Genomic DNA, 1,968 nt, shown 5'->3' with positions numbered 1-1,968 from the left:
ATCCATCTCCTACGGCGACGGCAGCCCCCACGACCTCCCCATCACCGGCGACTGGAACGGCGACGGCAAGGACACCCACGGCATCGTCCGCTGACACCCGAGCCGACGCCGCGGTGGAACCTCGCATCGCCGGTGATCTCGGGCCGGGGACGCCACGTCCGGATTCGGTGATCAGGTCGAGGGGCACGAGAAAGCGCTTGCGCAGTGGCTTGCCCAGGTTGCCGCGCGGAAGGCCGAAGGTCGTGAAGCGGATCGGATAGTGGACACCCGGCGCTCGACAGCGGCGTCCAGATGGCCGGCCCTGGGAAACCACCGGCCGGCCGCCCAGCCGGTGAAAGGCTCGCGCGCCCAGACCGGGCGAGATCGACAGGAAGCCGGCCTGGGCCACCGTACCGCCGAGCGGCGGGCCGCGAACGGCCCGCCGCTCGGCGGCAGGCCGCCGTTCGAACAGCACGGCGGAGGGCAGCGGCACGGGGCACGACCGGATCGCGGGGACGCCAGGCGGCGCCGGTACCGTGATCGGATCCCCCACCGCTGGAGGTCCCCATGAAGACAACCGGGAGACGGCCCGTCCTCGCCGACTCCGTCAGGATCACCGACGACGCCGTGGAGATCCTCGACCGCCGCGTCTATCCCTTCGAGCACCGCTGGGTGCGCTGCGCCACCAGCGAGGACGTCGCGGTGGCCATCGAGCGGATGGTCACCCAGAGCACCGGCCCCTCCTTCGCGGCGACCGCCGGGATGGTCCTGGCCGCCCGTGAGGCCCGTGACGAGCCGCCGGTCCTGGCGGCGGCCCGGCTGCGCGTGGCGGGCGACCGGCTGATCGCGACCCGGCCCACGAACAACCACATCCGCGACGCCGTCCACGCGGTCCTGGCCGCCACCGTGGACGGGCCGCTTCCCGAGGCGTCGGGAGCGGAACTGGTGGAGGCCGTGACCCAGGCCGCGACCGGGCACGACGCGGCCTACCGGGCGAGCAGCGCGGCCCTGGGCAGACACGCGGCGACGCTGCTGGAGGACGGCGCCCGCGTCCTCACCCACTGCTGGGCCGACACCTATCTGATCGCGACGGTCGAGGCCGCGCAGCAGGCGGGCAAGCGACTGGAGTTCGTCTGCACCGAGACCCGGCCCTACCTGCAGGGAGCGCGGCTGACCGCGCCGACGCTGGTGGAGATGGGCTACCGGCCCACCCTGATCACCGACGGGATGGTCGCCTCGGTGCTGGCCGACGGGCTCGCCGACGTGGCGCTGACCGCGGCGGACCGGGTGACGATGGACGGCCATGTGGTGAACAAGGTCGGCACCCTGGGCGTGGCACTGGCCGCCCGCGCCTTCGACGTCCCGTACTACGTGGTGATCCCGGCGCCCGACCCCCGGGCGCCGGGAATCGGCGACGTCGTCATCGAACGGCGGGACGGCGACGAGGTCCTGCACGTGCTGGGGAGGCGTACCGCGGGCGAGGGCGTCACCGGCCACTACCCGGCCTTCGACGCCACTCCCCCGCACCTGGTGACCCGGATCGTGACCGAGCGCGGCGCCTTCAGGGCCGAACGCGTGTCGGAGCACTTCGAGGTACCGGGGAACGAATGAACAGGGCCCGCCTCGTCGTCGTGGACGGCACCTGCACGTCGCCGCCGGGATGCCTGTGCTTCCCCGACCGTCACAGATCGGCACCGTTCGGGCCGGGCCCGGCGATCCGGCCGGTGCGGGTCACCGTCCCCCGTCCAGGTCGAGGTGCGTCAGCCCCGCCTCCTGGGCCTCGATCAGGGCCGGCCATGCCCGAGCAGGCCGTTGAGCGCCGGAAACGCGGGGCCGCGTACGGCGGTTCGGTCTCGTCCTCGACGCCGGAGGCGTGCCGCAGGACCGGTTCACTGTCAGCTTCTCGGCCGTAAACGACCGAGCTTGCAGCTCCTCGCCGTCGATGGCTTCGACGGTCCGGTCCGCGTCAGGCAGCGTGACTCACTGCCC

At 73.1% G+C, this 1,968-nt stretch carries 1 protein-coding gene; it reads left to right on the top strand.

All coding sequences use genetic code 11. The features are described from left to right. The first annotated feature begins 546 nt into the window (after positions 1-546). Positions 547-1,590, top strand: coding sequence for a hypothetical protein (locus AB0K21_RS44590; RefSeq protein ID WP_364159281.1), 1,044 nt, complete (start codon positions 547-549; stop codon positions 1,588-1,590). Positions 1,591-1,968 lie beyond the last annotated feature (378 nt).

It is taken from the genome of Streptosporangium sp. NPDC049248, assembly GCF_040678965.1.
Lineage (GTDB): Bacteria > Actinomycetota > Actinomycetes > Streptosporangiales > Streptosporangiaceae > Streptosporangium > Streptosporangium fukuiense.
Note: the sequence above shows the minus strand (reverse complement) of the source record. Positions and strands in the feature narration are given on the sequence as shown.